The sequence below is a fragment of the Rhodobacter xanthinilyticus genome, from assembly GCF_001856665.1.
GTDB lineage: Bacteria > Pseudomonadota > Alphaproteobacteria > Rhodobacterales > Rhodobacteraceae > Rhodobacter > Rhodobacter xanthinilyticus.
Window position 1 is genome coordinate 1565168 of the sequence record NZ_CP017781.1, and the last position, 23939, is coordinate 1589106.

25 protein-coding genes and 1 pseudogene are annotated in these 23939 nt (G+C 69.3%); 17 read left to right on the top strand and 9 right to left on the bottom strand.

The features are described 5' to 3' along the window. Positions 1 to 24 precede the first annotated feature (24 nt). The 9 genes from LPB142_RS07710 to LPB142_RS07750 form a co-directional block, all read right to left on the bottom strand. Complete coding sequence (locus LPB142_RS07710; RefSeq protein ID WP_156894343.1) at positions 25 to 714, bottom strand: glycosyltransferase family 2 protein; 690 nt, start codon at positions 712 to 714, stop codon at positions 25 to 27. Beyond that, entirely contained in the window at positions 711 to 1295 is a 585-nt protein-coding gene (locus LPB142_RS07715; protein ID WP_071166021.1) for a DedA family protein, read from the bottom strand. Before LPB142_RS07715 ends, LPB142_RS07710 begins: the two co-directional genes overlap by 4 nt. Continuing rightward, positions 1292 to 2425 (bottom strand): glycosyltransferase, encoded by a 1134-nt coding sequence (locus LPB142_RS07720; RefSeq protein ID WP_071166022.1) that lies wholly within the window; start codon positions 2423 to 2425, stop codon positions 1292 to 1294. Before LPB142_RS07720 ends, LPB142_RS07715 begins: the two co-directional genes overlap by 4 nt. Continuing rightward, entirely contained in the window at positions 2422 to 3234 is an 813-nt protein-coding gene (locus LPB142_RS07725; RefSeq protein WP_071166023.1) for a UDP-2,3-diacylglucosamine diphosphatase, read from the bottom strand. Before LPB142_RS07725 ends, LPB142_RS07720 begins: the two co-directional genes overlap by 4 nt. A gap of 140 nt (positions 3235 to 3374) precedes the next feature. Next, a complete protein-coding gene (locus LPB142_RS07730; RefSeq protein WP_071166024.1) occupies positions 3375 to 4709 on the bottom strand; it encodes an NAD(P)/FAD-dependent oxidoreductase in 1335 nt (444 codons plus the stop codon). Between the two features lie 52 nt (positions 4710 to 4761). Further along, complete coding sequence (locus LPB142_RS07735) at positions 4762 to 5580, bottom strand: ABC transporter permease subunit (RefSeq protein WP_068765155.1); 819 nt, start codon at positions 5578 to 5580, stop codon at positions 4762 to 4764. After that, positions 5577 to 6473 (bottom strand): ABC transporter permease subunit, encoded by an 897-nt coding sequence (locus LPB142_RS07740; RefSeq protein ID WP_071166025.1) that lies wholly within the window; start codon positions 6471 to 6473, stop codon positions 5577 to 5579. Before LPB142_RS07740 ends, LPB142_RS07735 begins: the two co-directional genes overlap by 4 nt. Positions 6474 to 6476: 3 nt before the next feature. Beyond that, positions 6477 to 7616: an ABC transporter ATP-binding protein gene (locus LPB142_RS07745; RefSeq protein ID WP_068765157.1), complete on the bottom strand. Its 1140-nt coding sequence runs from the start codon at positions 7614 to 7616 to the stop codon at positions 6477 to 6479. Positions 7617 to 7706: 90 nt separating this feature from the next. Beyond that, positions 7707 to 8789: a polyamine ABC transporter substrate-binding protein gene (locus LPB142_RS07750; protein WP_071166026.1), complete on the bottom strand. Its 1083-nt coding sequence runs from the start codon at positions 8787 to 8789 to the stop codon at positions 7707 to 7709. 146 nt (positions 8790 to 8935) lie between these two features. Here LPB142_RS07750 and LPB142_RS07755 point away from each other — a divergent pair, with 146 nt between their 5' ends. The 17 genes and pseudogenes from LPB142_RS07755 (at position 8936) to LPB142_RS07835 (ending at position 23901) form a co-directional block, all read left to right on the top strand. Then, complete coding sequence (locus tag LPB142_RS07755; RefSeq protein WP_068765159.1) at positions 8936 to 9598, top strand: GntR family transcriptional regulator; 663 nt, start codon at positions 8936 to 8938, stop codon at positions 9596 to 9598. 165 nt (positions 9599 to 9763) lie between these two features. Further along, positions 9764 to 11161, top strand: coding sequence for an aspartate aminotransferase family protein (locus LPB142_RS07760; protein ID WP_071166027.1), 1398 nt, complete (start codon positions 9764 to 9766; stop codon positions 11159 to 11161). Between the two features lie 55 nt (positions 11162 to 11216). Continuing rightward, positions 11217 to 12473: a peptidase T gene (gene pepT, locus LPB142_RS07765; RefSeq protein ID WP_071166028.1), complete on the top strand. Its 1257-nt coding sequence runs from the start codon at positions 11217 to 11219 to the stop codon at positions 12471 to 12473. A gap of 83 nt (positions 12474 to 12556) precedes the next feature. Continuing rightward, positions 12557 to 13996, top strand: coding sequence for a F0F1 ATP synthase subunit beta (gene atpD, locus LPB142_RS07770; RefSeq protein ID WP_198037877.1), 1440 nt, complete (start codon positions 12557 to 12559; stop codon positions 13994 to 13996). Beyond that, positions 13993 to 14427, top strand: coding sequence for a F0F1 ATP synthase subunit epsilon (locus tag LPB142_RS07775; protein ID WP_071166030.1), 435 nt, complete (start codon positions 13993 to 13995; stop codon positions 14425 to 14427). The genes atpD and LPB142_RS07775 overlap by 4 nt, the downstream gene beginning before the upstream one ends. Next, complete coding sequence (locus LPB142_RS07780) at positions 14424 to 14708, top strand: AtpZ/AtpI family protein (RefSeq protein ID WP_071166031.1); 285 nt, start codon at positions 14424 to 14426, stop codon at positions 14706 to 14708. Before LPB142_RS07775 ends, LPB142_RS07780 begins: the two co-directional genes overlap by 4 nt. Beyond that, positions 14705 to 14983, top strand: a complete 279-nt coding sequence (locus tag LPB142_RS07785; RefSeq protein WP_071166032.1) for an N-ATPase subunit AtpR — start codon at positions 14705 to 14707, stop codon at positions 14981 to 14983. The genes LPB142_RS07780 and LPB142_RS07785 overlap by 4 nt, the downstream gene beginning before the upstream one ends. Next, positions 14980 to 15687 (top strand): F0F1 ATP synthase subunit A, encoded by a 708-nt coding sequence (locus LPB142_RS07790; RefSeq protein WP_071166033.1) that lies wholly within the window; start codon positions 14980 to 14982, stop codon positions 15685 to 15687. The genes LPB142_RS07785 and LPB142_RS07790 overlap by 4 nt, the downstream gene beginning before the upstream one ends. Then, positions 15684 to 15935, top strand: coding sequence for a F0F1 ATP synthase subunit C (locus tag LPB142_RS07795; protein WP_068765167.1), 252 nt, complete (start codon positions 15684 to 15686; stop codon positions 15933 to 15935). Before LPB142_RS07790 ends, LPB142_RS07795 begins: the two co-directional genes overlap by 4 nt. 9 nt (positions 15936 to 15944) lie before the next feature. Next, positions 15945 to 16682: a F0F1 ATP synthase subunit B family protein gene (locus tag LPB142_RS07800; protein WP_071166034.1), complete on the top strand. Its 738-nt coding sequence runs from the start codon at positions 15945 to 15947 to the stop codon at positions 16680 to 16682. Beyond that, complete coding sequence (locus LPB142_RS07805; RefSeq protein WP_068765169.1) at positions 16660 to 18168, top strand: F0F1 ATP synthase subunit alpha; 1509 nt, start codon at positions 16660 to 16662, stop codon at positions 18166 to 18168. The genes LPB142_RS07800 and LPB142_RS07805 overlap by 23 nt, the downstream gene beginning before the upstream one ends. Next, positions 18165 to 19004, top strand: coding sequence for a F0F1 ATP synthase subunit gamma (locus tag LPB142_RS07810; RefSeq protein ID WP_071166035.1), 840 nt, complete (start codon positions 18165 to 18167; stop codon positions 19002 to 19004). The genes LPB142_RS07805 and LPB142_RS07810 overlap by 4 nt, the downstream gene beginning before the upstream one ends. After that, positions 19001 to 19570 carry a methyltransferase gene (locus LPB142_RS07815; RefSeq protein ID WP_071166036.1) on the top strand — a complete coding sequence of 190 codons (570 nt, stop codon included), beginning with the start codon at positions 19001 to 19003 and terminating at the stop codon, positions 19568 to 19570. The genes LPB142_RS07810 and LPB142_RS07815 overlap by 4 nt, the downstream gene beginning before the upstream one ends. Further along, on the top strand, positions 19510 to 20592 hold the full coding sequence (locus LPB142_RS07820) for a hypothetical protein (RefSeq protein ID WP_156894344.1): 1083 nt from the start codon (positions 19510 to 19512) through the stop codon (positions 20590 to 20592). The genes LPB142_RS07815 and LPB142_RS07820 overlap by 61 nt, the downstream gene beginning before the upstream one ends. After that, positions 20570 to 21411: pseudogene (locus tag LPB142_RS07825) on the top strand (fumarylacetoacetate hydrolase family protein). The gene LPB142_RS07820 and the pseudogene LPB142_RS07825 overlap by 23 nt, the downstream one beginning before the upstream one ends. After that, a complete protein-coding gene (locus tag LPB142_RS07830; RefSeq protein WP_071166038.1) occupies positions 21408 to 22802 on the top strand; it encodes an aldehyde dehydrogenase family protein in 1395 nt (464 codons plus the stop codon). Before LPB142_RS07825 ends, LPB142_RS07830 begins: the two are co-directional and overlap by 4 nt. Positions 22803 to 23001: 199 nt before the next feature. After that, positions 23002 to 23901 (top strand): DMT family transporter, encoded by a 900-nt coding sequence (locus LPB142_RS07835; protein ID WP_068765174.1) that lies wholly within the window; start codon positions 23002 to 23004, stop codon positions 23899 to 23901. The last annotated feature ends 38 nt before the right edge of the window (positions 23902 to 23939 follow it).

Genomic DNA, 23939 nt, shown 5'->3' on the forward strand with positions numbered 1-23939 from the left:
GCTGTCAACGCCCTGCCGCGGCCGTTACGCAGCGATCCGGCGCGCGCGCATCCGCAGGATCTGGGCCGCGGCCTCGCGCGGGGGGATGGTGCGGAAAATATCGCCCATCATCTTCGCATCGGCCACGAGCCCCGCGCGCCAGCCGCGCTTTTCATGCTTCATCGGGCTCTCGACGCCCGGCCAGCGCACCACCGCGATCCGCGCCGCCTCGGCCAGCCAGATCCGGTTGAGAAACACCTCGAGGCCGAAGCGCGGCAGCGCCTCGAGCTCGGCGATCCGGTCCGCCAGCTGGGCGCGCGGCAAGACCCGCTCGCCCGAGATGTAATCGAGCCCGAGCGCGCGCCAGCTCGCCGGGGCATTGGCGCGCAGCGAGAGCGAGACATCGGCCGCCCCCGCATCGACCGGCGCGATCAGCCGCGAGACCGCGCCCCGGTCGAGCCCGCGCAGATCGGCGTCGAGAAGGAGCAGATGCGAGCCCCGCGCCGCCGCGATCCCGCGCGCGACCGCCCGGCTCTTGCCGCCGTTTTGCGGCTGCGCCAGCAGCCGGACGCCCGAAAACCCCGCCACCACCTCGGCCGTGCCATCGCGCGAGCCGTCATCGACGACGATCACCTCCTCGAGCGCCGGATGCCCCGCCACCGCGCCCAGCACCGCCCCGATCCGCGGCGCTTCGTTATAGGCCGCGATCACGCAGGAGATGGAAATCTCGCTCATGCCGCCGCCCTCCGCTTGCCGCAATTCTTCGCTGCAAAGCCGAGCCCGATCGCCACGATCAGGCCGAGCGCAAGCGCCGAGCCCTTGAAGATCCAGCCGTCGATCTGGCCATAGGCCGCGCCGAAGCCATAGCCAATGGCTACGAAAATCAACACCTTGGGCACCGAGATCAGCGAGTTGACCCAGAAGAACCGCCAGGCCGGCATCCGCGCCGCGCCCGCCGCGACAAGGACCGCGAGCCCCGCCGAATGGGTCCACTTGCCAAACATCAAGATCTTGGCGCCGCGGCTGCGAAACTGCGCCGAGAGCGCGGCGAGGCGGGCGCGCCGCAGCCCGAGCCGGCGCCGCCAGCGCTCGGGCATCGGCCCGAGCCCCCAGCGCCCGACCCCATACCAGATCATGTCGCCCACCATATCGGCGACCAGCACGACCACCGTCACGCTCCAGAGATCAAAGAGCTGCCGGCTCGCGAGCCAGGCCGCGATCACCGTCACGATCGGCCCCTCGACCACCGCCATCGGCGCCAGAAGCGTCAGCCCGTGCTTGGTGATCAGCGCCACCACCGTCTCGAGGCCGATCATCCGCGCGGCGCCTCCGCCAGCGCGCCCGCATGGGTCATCGCCGTGCCGCGCCAGGTGAAATCGCGCGTCCGCCAGGTCACCGCCCAAAGCGCGGGCAGCCAGAGGTCGCGCACCACCGCCGCGGCGAGATCGCGCGGCCCCGCGGGCCAGCCGGCAAGCCGCGCGAGCCCGAGCTCGGCACCATACCACGCCACCGGCAGCGCCACGAGCGCCGCCCCCGGCGCCGCCCCCGCCGCCACCAGCCCGATCAGCGCCGCCGCCGCAAGCCAGGGGCCCTGCAAGATCTCCGCCGCGAAGAGCCCGACAAAGCCGTCGCGGCGCACCTTCGACCAGCGCAATTGCCGGTCCCAGACCGCGCGGGCGGCGCGCGCCCCGATCGGCTGGGCAAAGAGCTGGCGCGGCAGGCGCACGCGAAGCCCTTGTTCGCGCACCATTTTCGTCGCGGCGACATCCTCGGCCATGTTGCGCCCGAGCCCCGCGAGCCCGCCCCCCGCCGCCAGAATATCGCGCCGCCAGAACAGCGTCTTGCCCTGCGCAAAGCCAAGCCCCACCGCATCGGCCGCGAGCTGCCAGCGCGCCTGATTGCCGTTGAGGAAGGCACATTCGACCGCGCCCCAGAAATTCTCGGCCCGCACTCCCACCGGCGGGCCCGAGACGAGCCCCGTCGCGGGCCCCCAGGCCGCCATCAGCGCGCGCAGATAATCGCGCGGCAACAAGAGGTTGCTGTCGGTCATCGCGAGATAGGCGCCGCGCGCGGCCGGGATCGCCTTTTGCAGGTTGTTGAGCTTGGGGTTGGCGGAAATCGGCGTCTCGCCGATCAGCAGCTGCGCGCGCTGGCCCGGATGGGCGGCGATCAGCGCCCGCACCAGCGGCACCACCGGATCGGCCGGGTCGGCCACGCAAAAGATCACCTCGTAATCGGGGTAATCGAGCCCGAAGGAGGAGCCCAGCGTCTCGGCATCGAACGGGTCGAGCCCGCAGACCGGGCGGATCAGCGAGATGAAGGGCAGCGCCTCGGGCGCGGGCGCGGGGGCAGGGCGGCGCGGCAGATAGCGCGCGGCCGAGAGCCCGGCGGAGAGCAGGTGGAGCCCCAACGGCAGAGCGAAAAGGGCCCAGAGCAGGTAGATCATGCGAGCGTTTCCTTGAGCGCGCCCTGCGGCGCGGCGATGCGGGCGGCCTCGGGCGCCCATTGCAGAAGATGCAGCCGCCCGTCGGCGTGTTCGACCAGCGCGGTCAGGCTGTCGACCCAATCGCCGCAATTGGCGTAGATCCGCCCGGCGACATCGCGCAGCGCGGGTTTGTGGGAATGGCCGCAGATGATGCCCTCGCGCCCGGCGGTCTCGGCGATCAGCGCCAGCCGCCGCTCGAACCCGTCGCCCATCGCGAGCAGCGTGTTGACCCCGGCCAGCACCGCCTGAATGAGCGAGCGTTCGCCCTCCGAGAGGCCGCGATGGCGGCGCAGGGCCTGATCGAGCCGGCGCAAGAGCGCATCGGCGCGCGAGCCGATCCGCGTCATCCAGTGCCAGCGCAGGAGCCGCCCGTCGGCCTGATCGCCATGCAAGACCAGATAGCGCCGCCCGTCGGCCGCCTCATGGGTGACCCGCTCGGCCACCCGCACCGCGGGCATCGGGCGCGGGAAATCGACCGCCATCTCGCGGTCATGGTTGCCGTAGAGGTAGATCACCTCGCGCCCGGCGGTGACCTGCGCGCCGATCCAGTCGACAATGGCGTCATGGGTGGCGCTCCAATGCACCGCGGCGGGGTGCCAGATATCGAGGATATCGCCGACGAGATAGATCCGCTCGGCCTCGATCTGGCGCAGGAAGCTCAAGATCTCGGTTGCGCGGCAGCCGCGGGCCCCAAGATGCAGGTCGGAGAGAAAGAGGCTGCGCACGGCGAGCGCGGGCCCGGGGAGCGGAGCGGAGGGGCAGTGCGGCATGGCGAGACTCCCGTCTGATTCCTGAAGAGTTCTCGCAACTGCAGGTTTCGGGAATATGACGGCCACGCGCGGCCCTCGGGCTGAGGCAGGCAAAACTCCCCCTCAGCATGCCGCAGCGCAGCAAAAGTGCAACCCTTCTGTTACAGCGCGTCGATCACTTTGAAGTAAGGATAGGCCAGGCTCAGCGCGAGGCGCCGCGCGGGCCCGAGCTCAAAGCGCTTCGGCTCGGCCTGGTAAAAGCGCGGGATCGCCGGGGCGCGGCCAAGCGCCAGATCGGCCATCGCGCGCCCGCCAAACGTGCCCATCGCAACGCCGTTGCCATGCCAGGCGAAGGCCGCATAGGCGCGCGCCATGCCCGGCACCGCGCCCACGAAGGGGGTGAGGTTGCGCGCGAGATTGGCCAGCCCCGACCAGAAATAGGGTGTCTCGACCCCGCCCCAGGCCGGGAACATCGCCTCGAAATCGGCGCGGATCGCGCGGTGGATCTCGGCATGGGCGCGGGGCGTCCAGCGCACCCCGCCGCGCATCCCGAAGAGCATCCGCCGATCCGGCATCAGGCGGAAATAATGCAGCAAATTCCGAGTGTCATAGGCCATGAGATCCGAGCTCCAGCCCTGTTCGGCGATCTCGTCCTCGGTCAGCGGGCGGGTCACGATCACCGAGCTTTGCACCGGCAAGAAGCGCGCGCGCATCCAGCCGGGCAGGTTCTCGGCCGAATAGCCGTTCGTCGCGATCAGGAGGTGGCGCGCGGTGAGCGTGCCGCCCGGCGTGGCGATGCGGTAGCCCTCGGGCGCGGGCGTGATCGCCTCGGCGGGGGAATTGGCGTGGATGCGCACGCCCAGATCCTGCGCCCCATGGGCAAGCCCGAGCGCGAGCGCGCGCGGGTTGAGCCCGAAGCCGAGCCCCAGATGCAGCCCGCCATGAAAGCCGCGCCCGGCAAGGCCTTGGGTGGCGAGCTCTTCGGGCGCGATGAGCTGCGCCGCGACCCCATAGGCGCGCGCCATCTCGGGCGCCTCTTCGCGCAAGGCCGCATAGGCGCGCGGGCTATGGGCGAGCTGCACCTCGCCATCCGAATGGCGTTGAAGATCAATGGCGTAGCGCTCGGCGAGCTCTTCGACGAGGGCGATCGCGGCTTTTTCGGCGGCGCGATGGGCGGCGAGCTCACCCGCGCCATGGCGGCGCGCGATCGTCGCGCCCGAGGCTTTCGCGCCGCCGATGCAGCAAAAGCCGCCGTTGCGCCCCGAGGCGCCCCAGCCCGGCGCATGCAGATCGAGCACCGCGACATCGGCGCCGGCCTCAGCCAGCCGCAGCGCCGCCGAGAGCCCGGCAAAGCCCGCGCCGATCACCGCGAACTCGGCCCGCGCCGCGCCCGAAAGCGGCGCGTAATCGCGGCCATCGGGCAGGGTCTCGGCCCAGAAGCAGCCCGAAAGCGAGGCGGCGGAATAGGCCGCCGGTTCATAGAGACGTTTGAGCATGACAGGCGCCGGAGCAGGGGGGGAGGGCAGGGCCCGCGGGCCCCGCCAGAGCTTATTGGCTCGCCGCGGCCTGTTCTTCCTCGCGCTGGCGGCGGATCGCGTTTTTCGAGATCAGCGAGGTGGTGATCACGCCCACCGTCACGATCGAGATCATGATCGTCGAGAGCGCGTTGATCTCCGGGTTCACGCCGAGCCGCACCGCCGAGAAGATCTTGATCGGCAGGGTGGTCGAGGAGGGCCCCGAGGCGAAGGAGGCGATCACCAGATCATCGAGCGAGAGGGTGAAGGCCAGAAGCCAGCCCGAGATCACCGCCGGGAAGATGATCGGCAGCGTCACCGAGCGGAACGCGTCGAAGGCCGAACAGCCGAGGTCGAGCGCCGCCTCCTCGAGCGATCGGTCGAAGGTCATCAGCCGCGAGCTGACCACCACCGAGACATAGCACATCGCGAAGGTGGTATGGGCGAGCACGATGGTGAAGATGCCCCGGTCGATGCCGATCGCGATGAAGAGGAGCAGCAGCGACAGGCCCGTGATCACCTCGGGCATGACGAGCGGCGCATAGATCATCCCCGAAAACACCGTCCGCCCGGTGAAGCGGCCGCCGCGCACCAGAACATAGGCCGCCATCGTGCCGAGCACGGTCGCAAGCGTCGAGGACATGACGCCGACCCTGAGCGTCACCCAGGCCGCATCGAGGAATTGCTGGTCGTGGAAGAGCGCCACATACCAGCGCGTCGAGAACCCCGCCCAGACCGTGACCAGCTTCGAGGCGTTGAAGCTGTAGAAGATCAAGATCACCATCGGCAGGTAGAGAAAGGCAAAGCCCAGCGTCAGCGAGGTGACGTTGAACCAGCTCAGCTTGCGGTTCATCGGCCGGCCTCCTCTTGTTTTTGCTGGTTGCGCTGGAAGAGGATGATCGGGATCACGAGGATCGCGAGCAGCACCACCGCCACCGCCGAAGCCACCGGCCAATCGCGGTTGGAGAAGAATTCCTCCCACAGCACCTTGCCGATCATCAGCGTCTGCGAGCCGCCCAGAAGCGAGGGGATCACGAATTCGCCGAGCGCCGGGATGAAGACGAGAAAGCACCCCGCCACCATGCCCGGCCGCGAGAGCGGCAGCGTCACGAGCCAGAAGGCCTGCCCGCGCGAGCAGCCCAGATCCACCGCCGCCTCGGTCAGCGAGGTATCCATCTTCTCGAGCGCGGAGTAGATCGGCAAGATCATGAACGGCAGGTAGGTATAGACGATACCGAGATAGACGGCCGTCGGCGTGTTCATGATCTGCAGCGGCGTCGAGATCAGCCCGCTGGCCATCAGCATATGGTTCAAAAGCCCCTCGTTGCCGATGATGCCGACCCAGGAATAGACGCGGATCAGGAACGAGGTCCAGAACGGCAAGATGACGAGCATCATCAGCGTCGGGCGCCATTCGTCCGCCGCCTGCGCCATCGCATAGGCGATCGGATAGCCGACGATCAGCGTCAGAACCGTCGAGATCGTGGCGATCTTGAGCGAGCCGAGATAGGCCTTCCAGTAGAGATCATCCTCGGTCAGGAAGGTGAAATTCTCGAAATCGAGCCCCGAGAAGAACGCCTTCAGCCCCGCCCAGCCCGCCGCCGGGTCGAAGACCGGCTCATAGGGCGGGATCGCGATCGCCGTATCGGAGAGCGCGATCTTCAAGACGATCAGGAACGGCACGAGAAAGAAGATCAGGAGCCACAGATAGGGCACCGAGATCAGCGAAAAGCGACGGAAATTCATGGCTTACCTCGTCAATACGACGCCGGCCGTCTCGGTCCAGCTCAGCCAGACCTCGTCCTCCCAGGTGAAATCGCGCCGCGCCAGCCGCTTGGCGTTGGTCATCTGCGCCGAGACCATCTGCCCGGTTTCGAGCCGCACCCGGTAGGTCGAGATATTGCCCAGATAGGCGATGTCGACGATCTTGCCCTTCACCTCGTTGGCGCGCTCATGGGGCGGCTCATGCGAGACGAGGATCTTCTCGGGGCGCACCGCGAGGAACACCTTCTGCCCGGGCGCGAGCGCCTCGGCGGTGACCGCGCGCAGGGGCGCCTTGCCCTCGGCATAATCGATCTCGACCATCTCCTCGGAGATGCGCCGCGCAGCGCCCTCGAAGATATTCACTTCGCCAATGAAATCCGCGACATAGACCGAATTCGGGGTCTCGTAGATGCCGGCGGGCGTGGCCACCTGGATCAGCTTGCCGTGATCCATCACCGCCACCCGCGTGGCCACCGTCATCGCCTCTTCCTGATCGTGGGTCACGATCACGAAGGTGGTGCCGGTCTTTTCCTGAATATCCATCAGCTCGAACTGCGTCTCCTGACGCAGCTTCTTGTCGAGCGCGCCCAAGGGCTCGTCGAGCAACAGAAGCTTCGGCGCCTTGGCGAGCGAGCGCGCGAGCGCCACCCGCTGGCGCTGACCGCCCGAGATCTGATGGGGCTTGCGCTTGGCGAATTGCTCGAGCCGGGTGAGCCGCAGCATCTCCTGCACGCGCTCGCCGATCTGCTCCTTGGGCATGTCCGAGCGCTTCAGCCCGAAGGCGATATTCTCCCACACGCTCAGATGCGGGAAGAGCGCGTAGCTTTGGAACATCATGTTGACGGGGCGCTTGTTGGGCGGGATCGGCGCGACATTCTGGCCATCGAGCCAGATCGCCCCCTCGGTGGGCGTCTCGAAGCCCGCGAGCATCCGCATCAAGGTGGTCTTGCCGCAGCCCGAGGGCCCCAGCAGCGCGAAAAACTCGCCGCGGTAGATCTTCAGGTTGAGATTGTCGATCGCGGTGAAGGTGCCGAATTTCTTCGTCACCCCCTCGAAGCGGATCAGCGGCACGGCGGTGGGGTCTTCCCACGGCGCAAAGACTTTCTGCGGATTGGTTTCGGCCATTGGGGCCCTCGACTGGCTACGGCGTTGGGGAGGAGATCACAAAGGAAAACCGCGCCCGGGCCGGAGCCTCGGGCGCGGCGCGGGCCCCGATCAGGTGCCCGATTTCACTTTCGTCCACAGGCGCGTCACGGTGCGGTTGAGCTTGGGATCATAGGCCGTGACCGTGTAGAGGTTCTTCAGCGTCTCCTCATCGGGGTAGATCGCCGGATCGCCGATCACGTCCTCGTTGAGGAACTCCTGGCTCGCCTTGTTGCCGTTGGCGTAATAGACGTAGTTCGAGGCGGCGGCCATGTTCTTGGCATCCATGATGAAGTTGAGGAACTTCATCGCGCCTTCCGGGTTCGGCGCATCGGCCGGGATCGCCATCTGGTCGAACCACATCAGCGCGCCTTCCTTGGGCGCATGATATTCGATCTCGACGCCGTTGTTGGCCTCGGCCGCGCGGTCACGCGCCTGCAGAATATCGCCCGACCAGCCAAACGCCATGCAGATCTCGCCGTTCGCCAGCGCGTTGATATATTCCGAGCTGTTGAACTTCGAGACATAGGGCTGGATCGCCATCAGCACCGGCTCGGTCTTGGCGATCACGTCGGGGTCTTTCGAATTCGGGTCCTCGCCGATGTATTTCAGCGCGGCCGGGATGATCTCGGTCGGCGCGTCGAGGAACATCACGCCGCATTTCGAGAGCTTTTCCATATATTTCGGGTTGAAGACCAGCTCGAGCGAATTGACCGGCGCGTCATCGCCGAGCACTTCCTTGATCTTGGGCATGTTGGCGCCGATGCCGGTGGTGCCCCACATGTAGTTGATCGAATATTGGTTGCCCGGGTCATATTGTGCGGTGCGGTCCTTGATCAGATCCCACAGGTTCGCGGAATTGGGCATCTTGTCGTAATCGAGCTTGCGGAACACGCCGGCCTGGATCTGGCGCTCGAGGAAGGAGCCGGTCGGCACCACCACGTCATAGCCCGACGAGCCCGCCAGCAGCTTCGTTTCCAGCACTTCGTTGCTGTCGAAAACGTCATAGATCAGGTTGATGCCGGTCTCGTCCTCGAACTGCTTGAGCAGCGCTTCGTCGATATAGTCCGACCAGTTGTAGACGCGAACGTCCTCTGCGAGCGCCGAGCCCCCCGCGAGGGTCAAGGCAGCGAGAGGAAGCCAGAGGTGTTTCATGACAGATTTCCCTATTGGTTTTCGGTTCGGGTTGTTGTTTTCTTTATTTGATCAAAACACGCGCGATGGCGCAACGCCGAAGTTGCCCCCCGCAATAGGGTTAAGCCAAGGCCATCCGCGCGCGAACGTCAAGGAGTAATCGAGCGGTGAACGTCGAGCTGCAGAAACAGCCTGCCCATGAATCGGTCTATCAGGGCCTGCGCCAGATGATCCTCGGCGGCGATTTCGCGCCGGGGCAGGCGGTGACGATCCAGGGGCTGGTCGAGCTTCTGGGCGCGGGCATGACGCCGGTGCGCGAGGCGATCCGGCGGCTGATCTCGGAGGGGGCGTTGCAGTTTCAGGGCAACCGCCGGGTCTCGGTGCCCGAGCTCAGCCTCGCGCAGATCGACGAGCTGACCTTCGCGCGCTGCGCGCTCGAGCCCGAGCTCGCCCGCCGCGCGACGCGAAAAATCAAGCCAGATCAGATATATGCGCTGCGCACCATTGATGAGGCGCTCAACGCCGCGATCGCCCGGGGCGATGTGAAGGGGTATCTGTTGCAAAACTACCGCTTCCATATGGCGCTTTACGGCGCGGCGGGCTCGGAGGTGGTTCTGCCGCTCGTGCAGGCGCTGTGGCTGCGCTCGGCGCCGAGCCTGCGGGTGATGTGCGGCCGCTTCGGCACCCAGAACCTGCCCGACATGCATGTCGAGGCGCTCGCGGGGCTGCGGGCGGGCGATGGCGAGGCGGTGGCGCAGGCCATTCGCCTCGATATCGTGCAGGGGCTGGAGAATATCCGCGCGGTTCTGGAGGGGCGCGGCGAGGGCTGACGCGGGGGCAGGGGCGGCGGGGCGCGACTCTGCGCCGCCGCCTTAATATGATCAAATCCCCTTGACGGCCTAACTTTTGATCATATTCTGAATCCATCCCGCGCGCCCCTTGCGGCGAATCGCGGCCCGGCCCCCGAGGGGGGCGCCCTTTCCGAGAGATGAGCCATGATCGACAACCACCTGCCCACCGCTGAGCTTCAGGCGCTCGACGCCGCCCACCACATGCACCCGTTCACCGACGGCAATGCGCTGGCCAAGAAGGGCGCGCGCGTCATCACCCGCGCCTCGGGCGTGTGGCTGACCGATTCCGAGGGCTGCGAGATCCTCGACGGGATGGCGGGGCTTTGGTGTGTGAACGTGGGCTATGGCCGCGAGGAGCTGGCCGAGGTCGCCGCGCGCCAGATCAAGCAACTGCCCTTCTACAACACCTTCTTCCAGACCACCCATATCCCCGCGATCCAGCTCGCCAAGAAGCTCGCCGAGCTCGCCCCCGGCGATCTCAACCATGTCTTCTTCAACGGCTCGGGCTCGGATTCGAACGACACCAACATCCGCATGGTGCGCCAATACTGGTCGGCCAAGGGCGAGCCCGAGCGCAAGGTGATCATCTCGCGCTGGAACGGCTACCACGGCTCGACGATGGGCGCGGCGAGCCTCGGCGGCATGAAGGGGATGCATAAACAGGGCGGCCTGCCGATCCCCGATATCGTCCATATCGACCAGCCCGACTGGTGGAGCGAGGGCGGCGATATGAGCCCCGAGGCGTTCGGCCTCGCCCGCGCGCAGGAGCTCGAGGCGAAGATCCTCGAGATCGGGCCCGAGAAGGTCGCGGCCTTCATCGGCGAGCCGATCCAGGGCGCGGGCGGCGTGATCATCGCGCCCGAGACCTACTGGCCCGAGATCCAGCGGATCGTGAAGAAATACGGCATCCTGCTGATCGCCGACGAGGTGATCTGTGGCTTTGGCCGCACCGGCAACTGGTTTGGCTGCCAGACGCTCGGCATCACCCCCGATATCATGACCGTCGCGAAGGGGCTGACCTCGGGCTATATCCCGATGGGCGCCTCGATCGTCTCCGATGAGGTGGCCGCGGTGATCAACGGCGCCGATGAATTCGCCCATGGCTATACCTATTCGGGCCATCCGGTGGCGGCCGCCGTCGCGCTCGAGAACCTGCGCATCCTCGAGGATGAGAAGGTGATCGAGACCGTGCGCGAGGTCACCGGGCCTTACCTGAAGGCGAAATGGGAGGCGCTTGCCGCCCATCCGATGGTCGGCGAGGCGAAGATCGTCGGCATGATGGCCTCGATCGCGCTGACGCCGAACAAGGACAAGCGCGCGAAATTTGCCGCCAAGGAGGGCACGGTCGGCTATATCACCCGCGAGCGCTGCTTTGCCAACAACCTGGTGATGCGCCATGTCGGCGACCGGATGATCATCTCGCCGCCCCTCGTCATCACCAAGGCCGAGATCGACGAGCTGATCGCGCGGGCGACGAAATCGCTCGACGAGGCCTATGAGCGGGTCAAGGCCGAGGGGCTCTGGGTCGAAAAAGACGCCTGAGGGCGGTTGACAGTCGCGCCTCCGGGGGCCTGATCGGGCCAACCCGGAGGGCGAAATGACCGAACGAACCCAATATGATGCCGCGCTCGAGGCGCGCCTTTGCCGTTATGCGGCGGTGGATACGCAGGCTTGCGAGACCTCCGCGAGCCAGCCTTCGAGCGCGATCCAGCTCGATCTGGCGCGGATGCTGCTGGCCGAGCTCGAGGCGATGGGCCATGCGGCGCGGATCACCGACTATGGCGCGGTGATCGCGAAGATCCCGGGCACGGCGCCCGGGCCGAAGATCGCGCTTTTGGCGCATATGGATACCGCGCCCGCCTATAACGCGACGGGGGTGAAGCCGCGGGTGATCCGCGCCTATCCGGGAGGCGAGATCCGCTACCCCGATGCCCCGGATCTCGTGCTCTCGCCGACTAACGCCCCGTATCTGAACGAGAAAATCGGCCTCGATCTGATCACCGCCTCGGGCGCGACGCTTCTGGGCGCCGATGACAAGGCCGGCGTCGCGATCGCGATGGAGCTTGCCGCGACCCTGGCCGCCGCCCCCGATCTGCCGCGCCCCGATCTGACGCTCGCCTTCACCTGCGACGAGGAGATCGGCCGCGGGGTCGATCCGCGTCTGCCCGCCGATCTCGGCGTCGATTTCGCCTATACGCTCGATGGCGCCTGCCTTGGCGAGATCGAATATGAGAGCTTCTCGGCCGATGGCGCCAAGGTGAAGATCACCGGCGTCTCGACCCATACCGGCACCGCCAAGGGCAAGATGGTCAATGCGCTGCACCTCGCCGCGCGGCTGATCTCGGCGCTGCCGCAGGCGACCGACACCCCCGAGGTCACCGAGGGGCGCGAGGGGTTTTGGCATATCTACGCGCTCACCGGCACCGCCGCCGAGGCCGAGCTCTCGATCATCTTGCGCGATTTCGAGCTCGAGGGGCTCGCGCGGCGCGGCGAGATGCTGCGCGGCCTGTGCGCCGCGCTCGCCGCCACCGAGCCGCGCGCGCGCATCGCTTGCGAGATCTTCCCGCAATATCGCAACATGCGCTATTGGCTCGAGCAGGACATGACCCCCGTCGAGCTCGCCCGCGCGGCCTGCGCGGAGGAGGGGATCACGCCGATCTCCGTGCCGATCCGCGGCGGCACCGATGGCTCGCGGCTGACCGAGATGGGCGTGCCGTGCCCCAATCTCTTCACCGGCATGCAAGAGATCCACGGGCCGCTCGAATGGGTCTGCGTGCAGGATATGGCGGCCGCGCTCAAGGTTTGCCTCGCGCTTCTCGCGCGCGCGGCGGGCGGGGCGGGCGCGAAAAAGTGACGGCGCGCCCGGGGTTTGCGCCTTGCACGGGCGCGCCCCCCGGGTCTAGTCTGACGCCGTGACAAGCGAAGCGGAGGCGCGCGATGGCTGATCCGATGGCGCCCGAAGGGCTCTCAGAGGCGCGGCTGAGTGCGGTGCGCGGCCCGGTCCTCGATCTCGCCCTCGCGCCCGGCGCGGCGCTGCCCGAAATCGGCACCGCGGCGGTGATCGCGGGGCCCGCGGGGCCCGTTCATGCCGAGATCCAGGCCCATCTCGACCCGACCCGCGCCCGCGCGATCGCGCTCGAGCCGACGCAGGGGCTCAAACGCGGCGCCGCCGTCGCGCTGACCGGGCGGCCGATCGAGGTGCCGGTGGGCGGCGCGGTGCTGGGGCGGCTGCTCAACGTGCTGGGCGCGGTGGGCGACGCGGGCCCGCCCTTGCCCGCCGATACGCCGCGCCGCGCGATCTTGCAGCCCGCGCCGCAGCTCTCGGCCCAACACGCCCGCACCGAGGTCTTCTCGACCGGCATCAAGGTGCTCGACCTGCTCGCGCCCTTGGGCCAGGGCGGCAAATCGGCGCTTTTCGGCGGCGCCGGCGTCGGCAAGACGGTCCTCGTGATGGAGCTCATTCACGCGATGGTCTCGGGCTATGACGGGATCTCGGTCTTTGCCGGCGTCGGCGAGCGCTCGCGCGAGGGCCATGAGATGCTCGGCGACATGACCGCCTCGGGGGTGCTGCCGCAGACCGTCCTCGTCTATGGCCAGATGAACGAACCCCCCGGCGCGCGCTGGCGTGTGCCGCTGACCGCGCTCGCCATGGCCGAGCATTTCCGCGATGTCGAGGGGCGTAACGTCTTGCTCCTGATGGATAATGTCTTCCGCTTCGTGCAGGCGGGCGCGGAGGTCTCGGGGCTCTTGGGGCGGATGCCCTCGCGCGTGGGCTACCAGCCGACGCTCGAGACCGAGGTCGCGAGCCTGCAAGAGCGCATCGCCTCGGTGGGCCGCGCGGCGGTCACCGCGATCGAGGCCGTCTATGTGCCCGCCGATGATTTCACCGACCCCGCCGTCGCCGCGATCTCGGCCCATGTCGACAGCACGGTGATGCTCTCGCGCGATCTGGCGGCCGAAGGCATCTACCCCGCCGTCGACCCGATCGCCACCACCTCGGTGCTGCTCGACCCCAATGTCGTGGGCGCCGACCATGTCCGCGTCGCGGCCGATCTGCGCGCGCTGATCGAACATTACCGCGAGCTGCGCGATGTGATCACGCTTCTGGGCGTCGAGGAGCTCGGCCGCGAGGAGCGCCTTCTGGTCGGGCGCGCGCGCAAGATGAGCCGCTTCCTGACCCAGCCCTTCTTCGTCGCCGAGGCCTATAACGGCCTGCCCGGGCGCTCGGTGCCGGTGGCGCAGACGGTGGCGGGGGCGGCGGCGATCCTGGCGGGCGAATGTGACGATTGGGACGAGGGCTCGCTCTATATGGTCGGCGATCTGGCCGAGGCGCGCGCCAAGGAGCAGGCCCGGCGCGGCTCGGGGGCGGCGCCATGACGCTCGCGCTGCGCATCACGACGCCGATGGATCTGGTGCTCGAGGCCGAGGGGCTCGCCGCGGTGCGCGGCGCCGATGCCTCGGGCGGCTTCGGGATCTGGCCGGGCCATGCGGAGTTCCTGACGGTGGTCGGGTCGAGCGTGCTGAGCTGGCGTGCGGCGGGCGCGCCGTGGCGCTTTGCGGCGCTGCGCGGCGGGGTGGTGCGGGTCACGGGCGGCACGCGGGTCGAGGTCGCCTGCCGCGCGGCGGTGCTCGGCGAGGATCTCGCCGCGCTCGAGGCCGAGGTGGCCCGGGCCGAGGCCGCGCGGCGCGATGCCGCGCGCGTGGCGCGCGGCGCCGAGATCGCGCTCCATGGCCGGGCGATCCGGGCGCTGATGCGTCATCTGTCGGCCTCGGGCGGGCCCGACCCGCTGGCGGAGGCCTTCCGATGAGCGAAAATCGCAAGCCAGATCAAAGCCTTGAACGCGCCGCGGCGGCGGCGCGCGCGCGCGCCGAAGCGGGCCGCGCCGACCCCGAGCCCTCGCTCGCCCGCCGCCTCGGCCAGATCGGCGTGCTCGGCTGGGTGATCGTCGGACCGACGCTCGCGGGGCTCTTTGCCGGGCGCTTTTGCGATGGCCTCGCGGGCACCGGCATCACCTTTTCCGCCGCGGGGCTGATGCTCGGCGCGGGGCTCGGGCTCTGGCTCGCCTTTCGATGGATGCATGGGCAATGAGTGATCTCGCCCCCTATGCCCTTGCTCTCGCGGCCCTTTTCGCCGGAACGGCGGCGGGCTGGGCGCATTTTCGCGCGCTCGAGACGATCGCCGCGCGCCTCGCCGCGGGCGAGCGGCGGGTGATCTTGTGGCAGGCGCTGCGCCTCATCGCGCTCGGGCTCTTTCTCTTCCTCTGCGCCAAGGGCGGCGCGCTCACGCTTCTCGCCGCCGCCGGGGGCGTGTTCCTTGGCCGCGCGCTCGTGATGCGCGGCGCGCGCAAGGGGGCCGCGCCATGAGCACCAACCCGCTCGATCTGCCGATCGCCTTCCACCTCGGCCCGCTCGCGATCTCGACCCCGGTCGCGACCACCTGGGGCATCCTCGCCGCGCTTGGCCTGGGCTCCTGGGCGATCACGCGGCGCCTCGCGCTTGCCCCCTCGCGCGCGCAATCGGTGCTCGAGCTCATCATCACCACGCTCGACGCGCAGATCACCTCCGTCGTCGCGGGCGACCCGGGGCGGCTGCGCGGGCTGATCGGCACGCTGATGATCTTCATCCTCACCGCGAACTGGATCTCGCTGATCCCCGGGCTCGAACCGCCCACCGCCCATCTCGAGACCGACGCCGCACTCGCGCTGATCGTCTTCGTCGCGACCGTCGCGGCGGGGGTGCGCGCCAACGGCCTCTGGGGCTATCTGCGCGGCTTTGCCAACCCGACCTGGGTGATGATCCCGATCAACCTCGTCGAGCAGATCACCCGCGCGTTCTCGCTGATGGTGCGGCTCTTTGGCAATGTGATGAGCGGGGTCTTCGTGATCTCGATCCTGCTCTCGCTCGCGGGGCTTCTGGTGCCGATCCCGCTGATGGCGCTCGATCTGCTGACCGGCGCCGTGCAGGCCTATATCTTCGCCATCCTCGCGCTCGTCTTCATCGGCTCGGCCATCGAGGAAGGCGCCCCGCAACCGCATGATAGCAAACAGAAAACGGAGAAACCCCGATGACCGCAGTCGATTGGATCAAACTGGTGAGCGTGTTCTCGGCGGCGATGGCCGTCTCCTTCGGCGCGATCGGCCCGGCGCTTGGCGAGGGCCGCGCGGTGGCCGCGGCGATGGATGCGATCGCGCGCCAGCCCGATGCCGCGGGCACCGTCTCGCGCACCCTCTTCGTCGGCCTCGCGATGATCGAGACGATGGCGATCTACTGCCTCGTCATCGCGCTTTTGCTCTTGTTCGCCAACCCCTTCCTGTAAGGCGCCGCGATGGGCTTTGATCTCACCACCTTCGCGCTGCAACTGGTCAACGTGCTGGTTTTGCTCGCGATTTTGAAACATTTCCTGTTCCGCCCGGTGGTGGAGATCATCGCGCGCCGCCAGGCCGAGACCGAGGCCGCGCTCAAGGGCGCCGAGAGCGCCCGCGCCGCCGCCGAGGCCGCGACCGAGGCCGCGGCCGCCGAGGCCGAAGCCACCCGCGCCGCCCGCGCCGAGCTGATCGCGCGCGCCCAGACCGAGGCCGAGGCCGAGCGCGCCCGCCTCAAAGCCGCCGCCGAGGCCGAGGCGCAACAGATCGCCGCCGCAGCCCGCGCCGCCGCCGCCGAGACCCGCGCCGCGGCCGAGGCGGGGCTGGTCGAGGAAACCCGCGACCTCGCCACGGCGATCGCGGCGCGCGCGCTCGCCGCCCAGCCCCAGCCCGCTACCGCCGCCGCCTATGCCGCGCGCCTTGCCCCCGCGCTCGCCGCGATGGCGCCCGAGGCGCGCGCGAGCCTTCTCGCCGCCCCCGGCCTCACCCTCGTCGCGGCCCGCGCGCCGGGGCGCAAGGATCTCGCCGCCGCGCGCGCCGCACTCCCCGATCTGCCGCCCGACACGCCCCTGACCCTCGATCCCGCGCTTCTGGCCGGGCTGGAGCTGCGCTCGGGCGCGGGCGTCGTGCACAATTCCCTCGCCCATGACCTCGACCAGATCGCAAAGGCGCTCCGCCATGCCGACGCTCCCCGGGCTTGACGCCCTCCACGCCCGGATCGACACCGCCGCGCTTGGCCCGCAAGCCGAGGAGACCGGCCGCATCGAGGAGCTTGCCGACGGGCTCGCCCATGTATCGGGCCTGCCGGGCGCGGCGCTCAATGAAATCGTCACCTTCGCGACCGGCGCGCAGGGCTTCGTTCTCAGCCTCGCCGAAGACCTCATTCAGGTGGCCTTTCTCGACCCGATGGAGGGCGCCGAGGCGGGGCAAAGCGTGACGCGCACCGGCGCGCTTCTCTCGGTGCCGGTGGGCGAGGGGCTCCTTGGCCGCGTCATCGACCCGCTCGGCCGCCCGCTCGACGGGCTCGGGCCGGTCAAGGCCACCGAGCGGCTCGAGGCCGAGCGCCCCGCGCCCGAGATCATCGAGCGCGATTACGTCACCGAGCCGGTCGCGACCGGGGTTCTGGTCATCGACGCGCTCTTCGCGGTCGGGCGCGGCCAGCGCGAGCTGATCATCGGCGAGCGTGGCACGGGCAAGACGGCGCTCGCGGTCGATGCCATCATCAACCAGAAAAACACTGATATCATAAGCGTTTACGTCTCGATCGGCCAGCGCGCCACCGCCGTCGCCCGGGTCATCGAGGCGGTGCGCGAGAAGGGCGATCTCGCCCGCACGATCTTCGTCGTGGCGCCCGCCGCGGCCGAGCCGGGGCTGCGCTGGCTCGCGCCCTTTGCCGCGACGTCGGTCGCCGAATGGCTGCGCGACCGGGGCGGGCATGCGCTGATCGTCTATGACGACCTGACCAAACACGCCGCCGTGCACCGCGAGCTGGCGCTGCTCGCGCGCCAGCCGCCCGGGCGCGAGGCCTATCCGGGCGATATTTTCTACCTCCATGCCCGGCTTCTCGAACGCTCGGCGAAACTCTCCGCGGCGCGGGGGGGCGGCTCGCTCACCGCGCTGCCGATCGCCGAGATCGAGGCGGGCAACCTCTCGGCCTATATCCCCACCAACCTGATCTCGATCGCCGATGGCCAGATCGTGACCTCGGCCGCGCTCTTTGCCGCCAACCAGCGCCCGGCGGTCGATATTGGCCTCTCGGTGAGCCGGGTGGGCGGCAAGGCGCAGGCGGGGGGCTTGCGCAAAGCCTCCGGCGGGATCCGGCTCGATTACGCGCAATATCTTGAAATGAAGATGTTTTCGCGCTTTGGCGGGTTTGCCGACGGGGCGATGAAGGCGCGGCTTGCGCGGGGCGAACGGATCTCGGCGCTGCTCAGCCAGCCGCGCTTCGAGCCGGTCTCGACGCTGGCGCAGATCGGGCTTCTGGTGGCGCTTGGCGAGGGGCTGCTCGATGCGCTGCCGGTGGAACAAATCGCCGATCTGCGCCGCGCGGCGGGGCCGGCGCTGGCGGCCGAGCCCGCGCTCTCCGCCTTCGCCGCCGCGCCCGACCGGCTCGATGCGCCCACCCGCGCGGCGCTTCTCGAGACGATGCGCGGCGTGATCGCGCGGCTGGGCGCGCCCGCGCCATGAGCGACGCCGCCGCCCGCCCCGACGACATCAAGGCCCATCTCGCCAATGTCCAGCAGATCGCCGCGATCGTGGGCGCGTTGCGCGCGCTCGCGGCTGCGCATCAGCGCGAGGCGCGCGGCCATCTTGCGGCGGTGCGCGCCCATGGCGCGAGCCTGGGCGCGGCGCTTTCGACCGCGCTCGGCGCGGGCGGGGTCTGGCCGGAGGCGGGCGCGGCGCAGGGGCGGCTCTCGATCCTGATCGGCGCCGCGCAGGGCTTTTGCGGCTCCCATGCCGACCGGCTGGCCGAGGCCGCGCGCGCCGAGGCGGCGGCGGGCGCCGATCTGATCGTGCTCGGCTCGCGCAGCTGCGCGGCGCTCGCCGAGATCCGCGCGCCGCTCTGGCAGGCCGAGATGGCCACCCATGCCGCCCAGGTGCCCGAGCTCGCCAGCCGCCTCGCCGATGCGCTGTTCGAGGCGCTCGCCGCGCGCCCGGGGCTGCGGGTGCGGCTGGTTTACATCGACCCGGGCGCGGGGGGCGCGGGGCCTGCGCTCCTCACCCCGAGCCTCTGGCCGCTCGAGCCCTCGCGCTTTCCGCCCGCGCGGGGGCCGGGGCCGCTCCTGAGCCTGCCGCTCCCTGAACTCATCGCCGATCTCATTGAAGAATATGTGTTTTCCGCGCTTTGCGAGGCGCTGATGCTCGGCTTTGCGAGCGAAAACGCCGCCCGGGCCGAGGCGATGGCCGGGGCGCAGGCCAATATCAAGCGCATCGCGGCCGATCTGCGCGCGGGCTGGCAGCGCGCCCGTCAGGAGCAGATGACGACCGAGCTCATCGAGCTTGCGAGCGGGGCGGCGCGATGACCTTTGACGCGCCGGACAGCCCCGAGGCCGCCTATCTCGCCCGCGCGCCGAAGGCCCATCGGCGCCGCTTTGCGCAGGTGTTCACGCCGCCCGATTGCGCCGCGCTGATGGCCGATTGGGTGGCGGGCGCGCGCCCCGCGACGCTGCTCGATCCGGCCTTCGGCACCGGGGTTCTGGCGCGCGCGGTGGCGGCGCTTGTGCCGGGCGTGGCGGTGACGGGCTATGAGATCGACCCGCAGATCGCCGCCGCCGGGCGCGCGGCCTGGGGGGGCGAGGGGGCGCTCGATCTGCGGGTGGCGAGCTTTTTCACCGCGCCCGAGACCCGCTTCGAGGCGGTGATCGCCAACCCGCCGTTTTTGCGCCCCGGCGCGGGGACCGAGCTGCGCGCGCAGGTCGGCGCCACCGCCGCGCGGATCGGCCGGCCGCTCTCGGGGCTGACCAATGTTTATCAGCTCTTCGTTTTCGAGGCGCTCATGCGGCTCGCGCCGGGGGGCGGGCGGCGATCTTGCTGCCGGCGGAATGGGGCAATGCCAATAGCTCGGCGCCGCTCAAGGATTGGCTCGTAAGCGGCGGATATCTCAGGGAAATCATCACCTATTGCGCGCATCGCCCGGTGTTTGGCGCGACGCTGACCACCGCGTCGGTGGTGCTCCTCGAGGCGCCGCGCGGGGGCGCGCTGGCGCGCCCGATCCGGGCGCGCTTCGTGGCCGCGGGCGCCGATCCGGCCGCGGTGGCGGTGCGCGAGATCGCGCCCGAGCGCCTCGCGGCGGCGGCGAAATGGGCGCCGCTGCTCGGCGCCGCGGCGGCGCCTCACAGCGCGGCGCTGCCGCCCGGTTTCGTGGCGCTTGGCGCGCTCGCCACCACCCGGCGCGGCATCGCCACCGGCGCGAACGGCTTTTTCCACCTGACCGAGGCCGAGGCCGCCCGGCGCGGCCTGCGCCCGAGCCAATGCCTGCCCTGCATCGCCAAGGCCGGCGATGCCGATGGCCTTGTTTTCACACGCGAAAAATTCAAGGCCCTCGAGGGGGCCGGCCGGCCCACGCGGTTCTTCGCGCCCCGCCGCCCGCTCTCGCCCGCCGAGGCCGCCTATGTCGCCGAAGGCGCCGCCCTCGGCCTCGATCAGCGGTTTTTGACCCGCAACCGCCACCCCTGGTATGCGCCCGAGCGGCTCTACCGCGCGCCGATCTGGGCCACGACCTTCGGCCGCGACCAGATGCGTTTCATCCTGAACGCCGCGGAAGTCTGGCAGTTGACCGCGTTTCACGGCATCTTTCCGCGCATCGAGGGGCGGGCCTTCGCGCGCGCGCTGGTGGCCGCTCTGAACGCCGAGCCGGTGCAGGGGCTGATGCGGGCGCAGGCGCGGATCTATGCGCGGGGCTTGCTCAAACTCGAGCCGCGGGATTTGTTGGAGATCCCGGTGCCCGATCTGCGGGTGGCGGGGCCGGGGCAGATCGCGGCGCTTGGGCGCGCGCTTGGCGCGCTCGAGGAGGGGCGGCGGGGCGCGGCGGCGCGGCTTGCCGCACTGGTGGAGGAAACCGCGGCGAGCGCCGCGACGGGAGGGAAAGATGAAGCTTTTTCAATGGGGTGAGCGGGGCGCCGAGCGGCCCGGGATGGTCGCGGGCGATGGTTCGCTGCGCGATCTGGGGGGGTGATCGGGGCGCTGACGGGGGCGGAGCTTGGCCCCGAGGGGCTCGCGCGGCTCGCCGCGCTTGACGCGGGCGCGCTGCCGGCTGTGCCCGAGGGCGCGCGGATCGGCGCGCCGGTTTCGCAGGTCGGCAAGCTGATCGCGATCGGGCTCAACTACGCCGATCACGCCGCCGAGGCGGGGATGCAGGTGCCGCCCGAGCCGGTCGTGTTCATGAAGGCCACCACCGCGATTTGCGGCCCCGATGACCCGACCGAGCTGCCGCGCGGCTCGGAAAAGCTCGACTGGGAGGTGGAGCTCGCCTTCGTCATCGGCTCGCGGGCGAAATATGTCGCGCCGGGGCAGGGGCTGGCCCATGTCGCGGGCTATATGGTGTGCAACGACATCTCCGAGCGCGCCTTTCAGGCCGAGCGCGCCGGGCAATGGGTGAAGGGCAAGAGCCACGACAGTTTCGCCCCGCTCGGGCCGTGGCTGGTGACCGCCGATGAGGTCCCCGACCCGCAGGCGCTCCCCCTCTGGCTCGATGTGAACGGCGCGCCGCAACAGCGCGGCAGCACCGCGACCATGGTCTATGGCGTTGCTTTCCTTGTGGAATATCTGAGCCAGTTCATGACCCTCGAGCCCGGCGACATCATCACCACCGGCACGCCGCCGGGGGTGGGCATGGGGCAAAAACCGCCGCGGTTCCTGCGCGCGGGCGATGTCGTGACGCTTGGGATCGAGGGGCTGGGGAGCCAGCGTCAGGTCGTGGTGGCGGTATGAGCGCGGCGTTCGAGCGGCTCGCGGCGGGGGCGATCGCGCGTCGGCGCAGTTTTGGGCTGAAAGAGCGCCGTGCGGCGCTCGAAGCGCTGCGCGCGGCGATCGGCGCCCATGAAAGCGCGATCCTCGCCGCGCTGAAGGCCGATCTCGGCAAGCCCGAGGCCGAGACCCGGCTCACCGAGATCTTGCCGATCCAGTCGGAAATATCCCATACTCTCAGGCACTTGCGCGGCTGGATGCGGGTGCGCCGGGTGCGCCCGACCTTGGCGATGCTCGGCACGCGGGCGCGCATCCGCCCCGAGCCGAAGGGCACCGCGCTGATCATCGCGCCCTGGAACTACCCGCTCAGCCTCGCGCTCGGGCCGCTCGTCTCGGCGCTGGCGGCGGGCTGTGCGGCGGTGATCAAACCCTCCGAGCTCGCGCCTGCGACGGCGGGGGTGGTGGCGCGGATCGTGGCGGATCTGCCGGCTGATCTCGTCGCGGTCGAGCAGGGCGGGGTCGAGACGGCGAGCGCGCTGCTGGCGCTGCCGTTTGACCATATCTTCTTCACCGGCTCGCCCGAGGTGGGGCGCGTGGTGATGGCGGCGGCGGCCAAGACCCTGGCCTCGGTCACGCTCGAACTTGGCGGCAAATCGCCGGTGGTGATCGGGCCGGGGGCGGATCTCGCCCGCGCGGCGCGGATGATCGCCTGGGGTAAATTCGCCAATGCCGGCCAGACCTGTATCGCGCCCGATCATGTCTTCGTGCCGCGCGCGCAGGAGGGGGCGCTGATCGCCGCGCTGCGCGCCGAGATCACCCGCATGTATGGCGCCGAGCCGAAAGCGAGCGGCAGTTTCGCGCGGATCATCAACGCGCGGCATTTCGCGCGCCTCGCCGGGCTCGTCGATGAGGCGCGGCTCAAGGGCGCCGAGGTCGCCGTCGGCGGCACGGCCGACGCGCAGGCGCGCTACCTCGCCCCCACGATCCTGACCCGCACCAGCGCCGAGATGGGCGTCGAACAAACAGAGCTCTTCGGCCCGATCCTGCCGGTGATCGGCTATGACCGGCTCGAGGAGGTGCTCGAGCGGATCAATGCCGGGCCAAAGCCGCTCGCGCTTTATGTCTTTGAAAAAGAGCGCACTTTCATCGAGCGGGTCTGCGCCGAGACGAGCTCGGGCGCGGTCGGTATCAATGTCACCCTCGCCCATTACCTGCATCTGAACCTGCCCTTCGGCGGTATCGGAAATTCCGGCCTCGGCGCCGCGCATGGGATCTGGGGCTTCCGCGCCTTCAGCCATGAAAAGCCCGTGCTCGAGAACCGGTTCGCGCCCTTGGGCAATTTCATGCCGCCCTATTCCGGGGGCAAGCTCAAGCTGATCCGGGCGATGGCGAAGCTGCTCGGGCGCATTGGCTGAGCGCGGAGGGGGCGCTGCCCCCGCCCGTTCCGGGCCCCCGGGATATTTTTGGCAAGATGAAACCGGAGCCTTTCATCTTGCTGCAAATATCCCGGGGGTGAATGGCCGCAGGCCAGAGGGGGCGGCGCCCCCTGCGCCCCCACCACCTTGCGCCGCGCGGCGAAATGGCCCAGAACCGGGCGGCAAGCAGGGGGCGCGGATGGGCGAGGAAGCCGGATCGGTAAGCAAGGCGCAGGTTTGGGCGGCGCTGGCCTTGCCGCCCTTGTTCTGGGCGGGCAATTTCATCGTGGCGCGTGCGGCGCGTGGCGAGGTGCCGCCGATCGCACTGGCCTCGGTGCGCTGGGGGATTGCGCTTTTGTGCCTTCTGCCCTTCGCGTGGAAATATCTGCGCCGTGATGCCGATTATTACCGGGCGCATTGGCTTTTCGTTGCGGGGGTTGGCGTCTTCGGGGTCACGGCCTTCAACACGCTGGTCTATCTCGGCTTGCAATACACCACCGCGACGAACGGGATGTTGCTCAACTCGACGATCCCGGTCCTGATCTTGTTGATCGGCGCGGTGTTTCTGGGCCGCGGGTTGCATCTGATGCAGGTGCTCGGGCTTGCGGTCTCGACGCTTGGCGTTGCTGTCATCATCTTGCATGGCCAATGGGCGCGGCTCATCGCGCTCGAGTTTTCGCGCGGCGATCTGGTGATTTTCGTCGCGATGGTGTGCTGGGCGATCTACACGCTCGGGCTCACGCGGATCCCGGCGAGCGTCAACCGGCTCGGGCTGTTGACGGTGCAGACGGCGGTGACGCTGGTGATCCTGGCGCCGTTTCTGGCGCTCGAGGTGCACTCCGGCCGGGTGCCGAGCTTTTCGCCCGCGGGGATCGCGGCGATGATCTATGTGGGCATCGTGCCTTCGGTTCTCGCGACGCTCCTTTACATGCGGGCGGTGGCGCTCGCGGGCCCGGCGCGGGCGGGGCAGTTCATCCACCTTCTGCCGGTCTATGGCGCGGTGCTCTCGACGATTTTCCTCGGCGAGGAGCTGCATCTCTATCACGCGGTGGGCTTTGGCGCGATCCTCGCGGGGATCGTTCTCGCGGGGCGGCGTTGAGCCGATTTCCCTTGCATCGCGCGGCCCATCGCCTATAA

Bases quoted from the DNA above. Each gene is read 5' to 3' on its own strand.
- LPB142_RS07710 (WP_156894343.1), bottom strand. From the start codon at position 714: ATGAGCGAGATTTCCATCTCCTGCGTGATCGCGGCCTATAACGAAGCG.
- LPB142_RS07715 (WP_071166021.1), bottom strand. From the start codon at position 1,295: ATGATCGGCCTCGAGACGGTGGTGGCGCTGATCACCAAGCACGGGCTG.
- LPB142_RS07720 (WP_071166022.1), bottom strand. From the start codon at position 2,425: ATGATCTACCTGCTCTGGGCCCTTTTCGCTCTGCCGTTGGGGCTCCAC.
- LPB142_RS07725 (WP_071166023.1), bottom strand. From the start codon at position 3,234: ATGCCGCACTGCCCCTCCGCTCCGCTCCCCGGGCCCGCGCTCGCCGTG.
- LPB142_RS07730 (WP_071166024.1), bottom strand. From the start codon at position 4,709: ATGCTCAAACGTCTCTATGAACCGGCGGCCTATTCCGCCGCCTCGCTT.
- LPB142_RS07735 (WP_068765155.1), bottom strand. From the start codon at position 5,580: ATGAACCGCAAGCTGAGCTGGTTCAACGTCACCTCGCTGACGCTGGGC.
- LPB142_RS07740 (WP_071166025.1), bottom strand. From the start codon at position 6,473: ATGAATTTCCGTCGCTTTTCGCTGATCTCGGTGCCCTATCTGTGGCTC.
- LPB142_RS07745 (WP_068765157.1), bottom strand. From the start codon at position 7,616: ATGGCCGAAACCAATCCGCAGAAAGTCTTTGCGCCGTGGGAAGACCCC.
- LPB142_RS07750 (WP_071166026.1), bottom strand. From the start codon at position 8,789: ATGAAACACCTCTGGCTTCCTCTCGCTGCCTTGACCCTCGCGGGGGGC.
- LPB142_RS07760 (WP_071166027.1), top strand. From the start codon at position 9,764: ATGATCGACAACCACCTGCCCACCGCTGAGCTTCAGGCGCTCGACGCC.
- pepT (WP_071166028.1), top strand. From the start codon at position 11,217: ATGACCGAACGAACCCAATATGATGCCGCGCTCGAGGCGCGCCTTTGC.
- atpD (WP_198037877.1), top strand. From the start codon at position 12,557: ATGGCTGATCCGATGGCGCCCGAAGGGCTCTCAGAGGCGCGGCTGAGT.
- LPB142_RS07775 (WP_071166030.1), top strand. From the start codon at position 13,993: ATGACGCTCGCGCTGCGCATCACGACGCCGATGGATCTGGTGCTCGAG.
- LPB142_RS07780 (WP_071166031.1), top strand. From the start codon at position 14,424: ATGAGCGAAAATCGCAAGCCAGATCAAAGCCTTGAACGCGCCGCGGCG.
- LPB142_RS07785 (WP_071166032.1), top strand. From the start codon at position 14,705: ATGAGTGATCTCGCCCCCTATGCCCTTGCTCTCGCGGCCCTTTTCGCC.
- LPB142_RS07790 (WP_071166033.1), top strand. From the start codon at position 14,980: ATGAGCACCAACCCGCTCGATCTGCCGATCGCCTTCCACCTCGGCCCG.
- LPB142_RS07795 (WP_068765167.1), top strand. From the start codon at position 15,684: ATGACCGCAGTCGATTGGATCAAACTGGTGAGCGTGTTCTCGGCGGCG.
- LPB142_RS07800 (WP_071166034.1), top strand. From the start codon at position 15,945: ATGGGCTTTGATCTCACCACCTTCGCGCTGCAACTGGTCAACGTGCTG.
- LPB142_RS07805 (WP_068765169.1), top strand. From the start codon at position 16,660: ATGCCGACGCTCCCCGGGCTTGACGCCCTCCACGCCCGGATCGACACC.
- LPB142_RS07810 (WP_071166035.1), top strand. From the start codon at position 18,165: ATGAGCGACGCCGCCGCCCGCCCCGACGACATCAAGGCCCATCTCGCC.
- LPB142_RS07815 (WP_071166036.1), top strand. From the start codon at position 19,001: ATGACCTTTGACGCGCCGGACAGCCCCGAGGCCGCCTATCTCGCCCGC.
- LPB142_RS07830 (WP_071166038.1), top strand. From the start codon at position 21,408: ATGAGCGCGGCGTTCGAGCGGCTCGCGGCGGGGGCGATCGCGCGTCGG.
- LPB142_RS07835 (WP_068765174.1), top strand. From the start codon at position 23,002: ATGGGCGAGGAAGCCGGATCGGTAAGCAAGGCGCAGGTTTGGGCGGCG.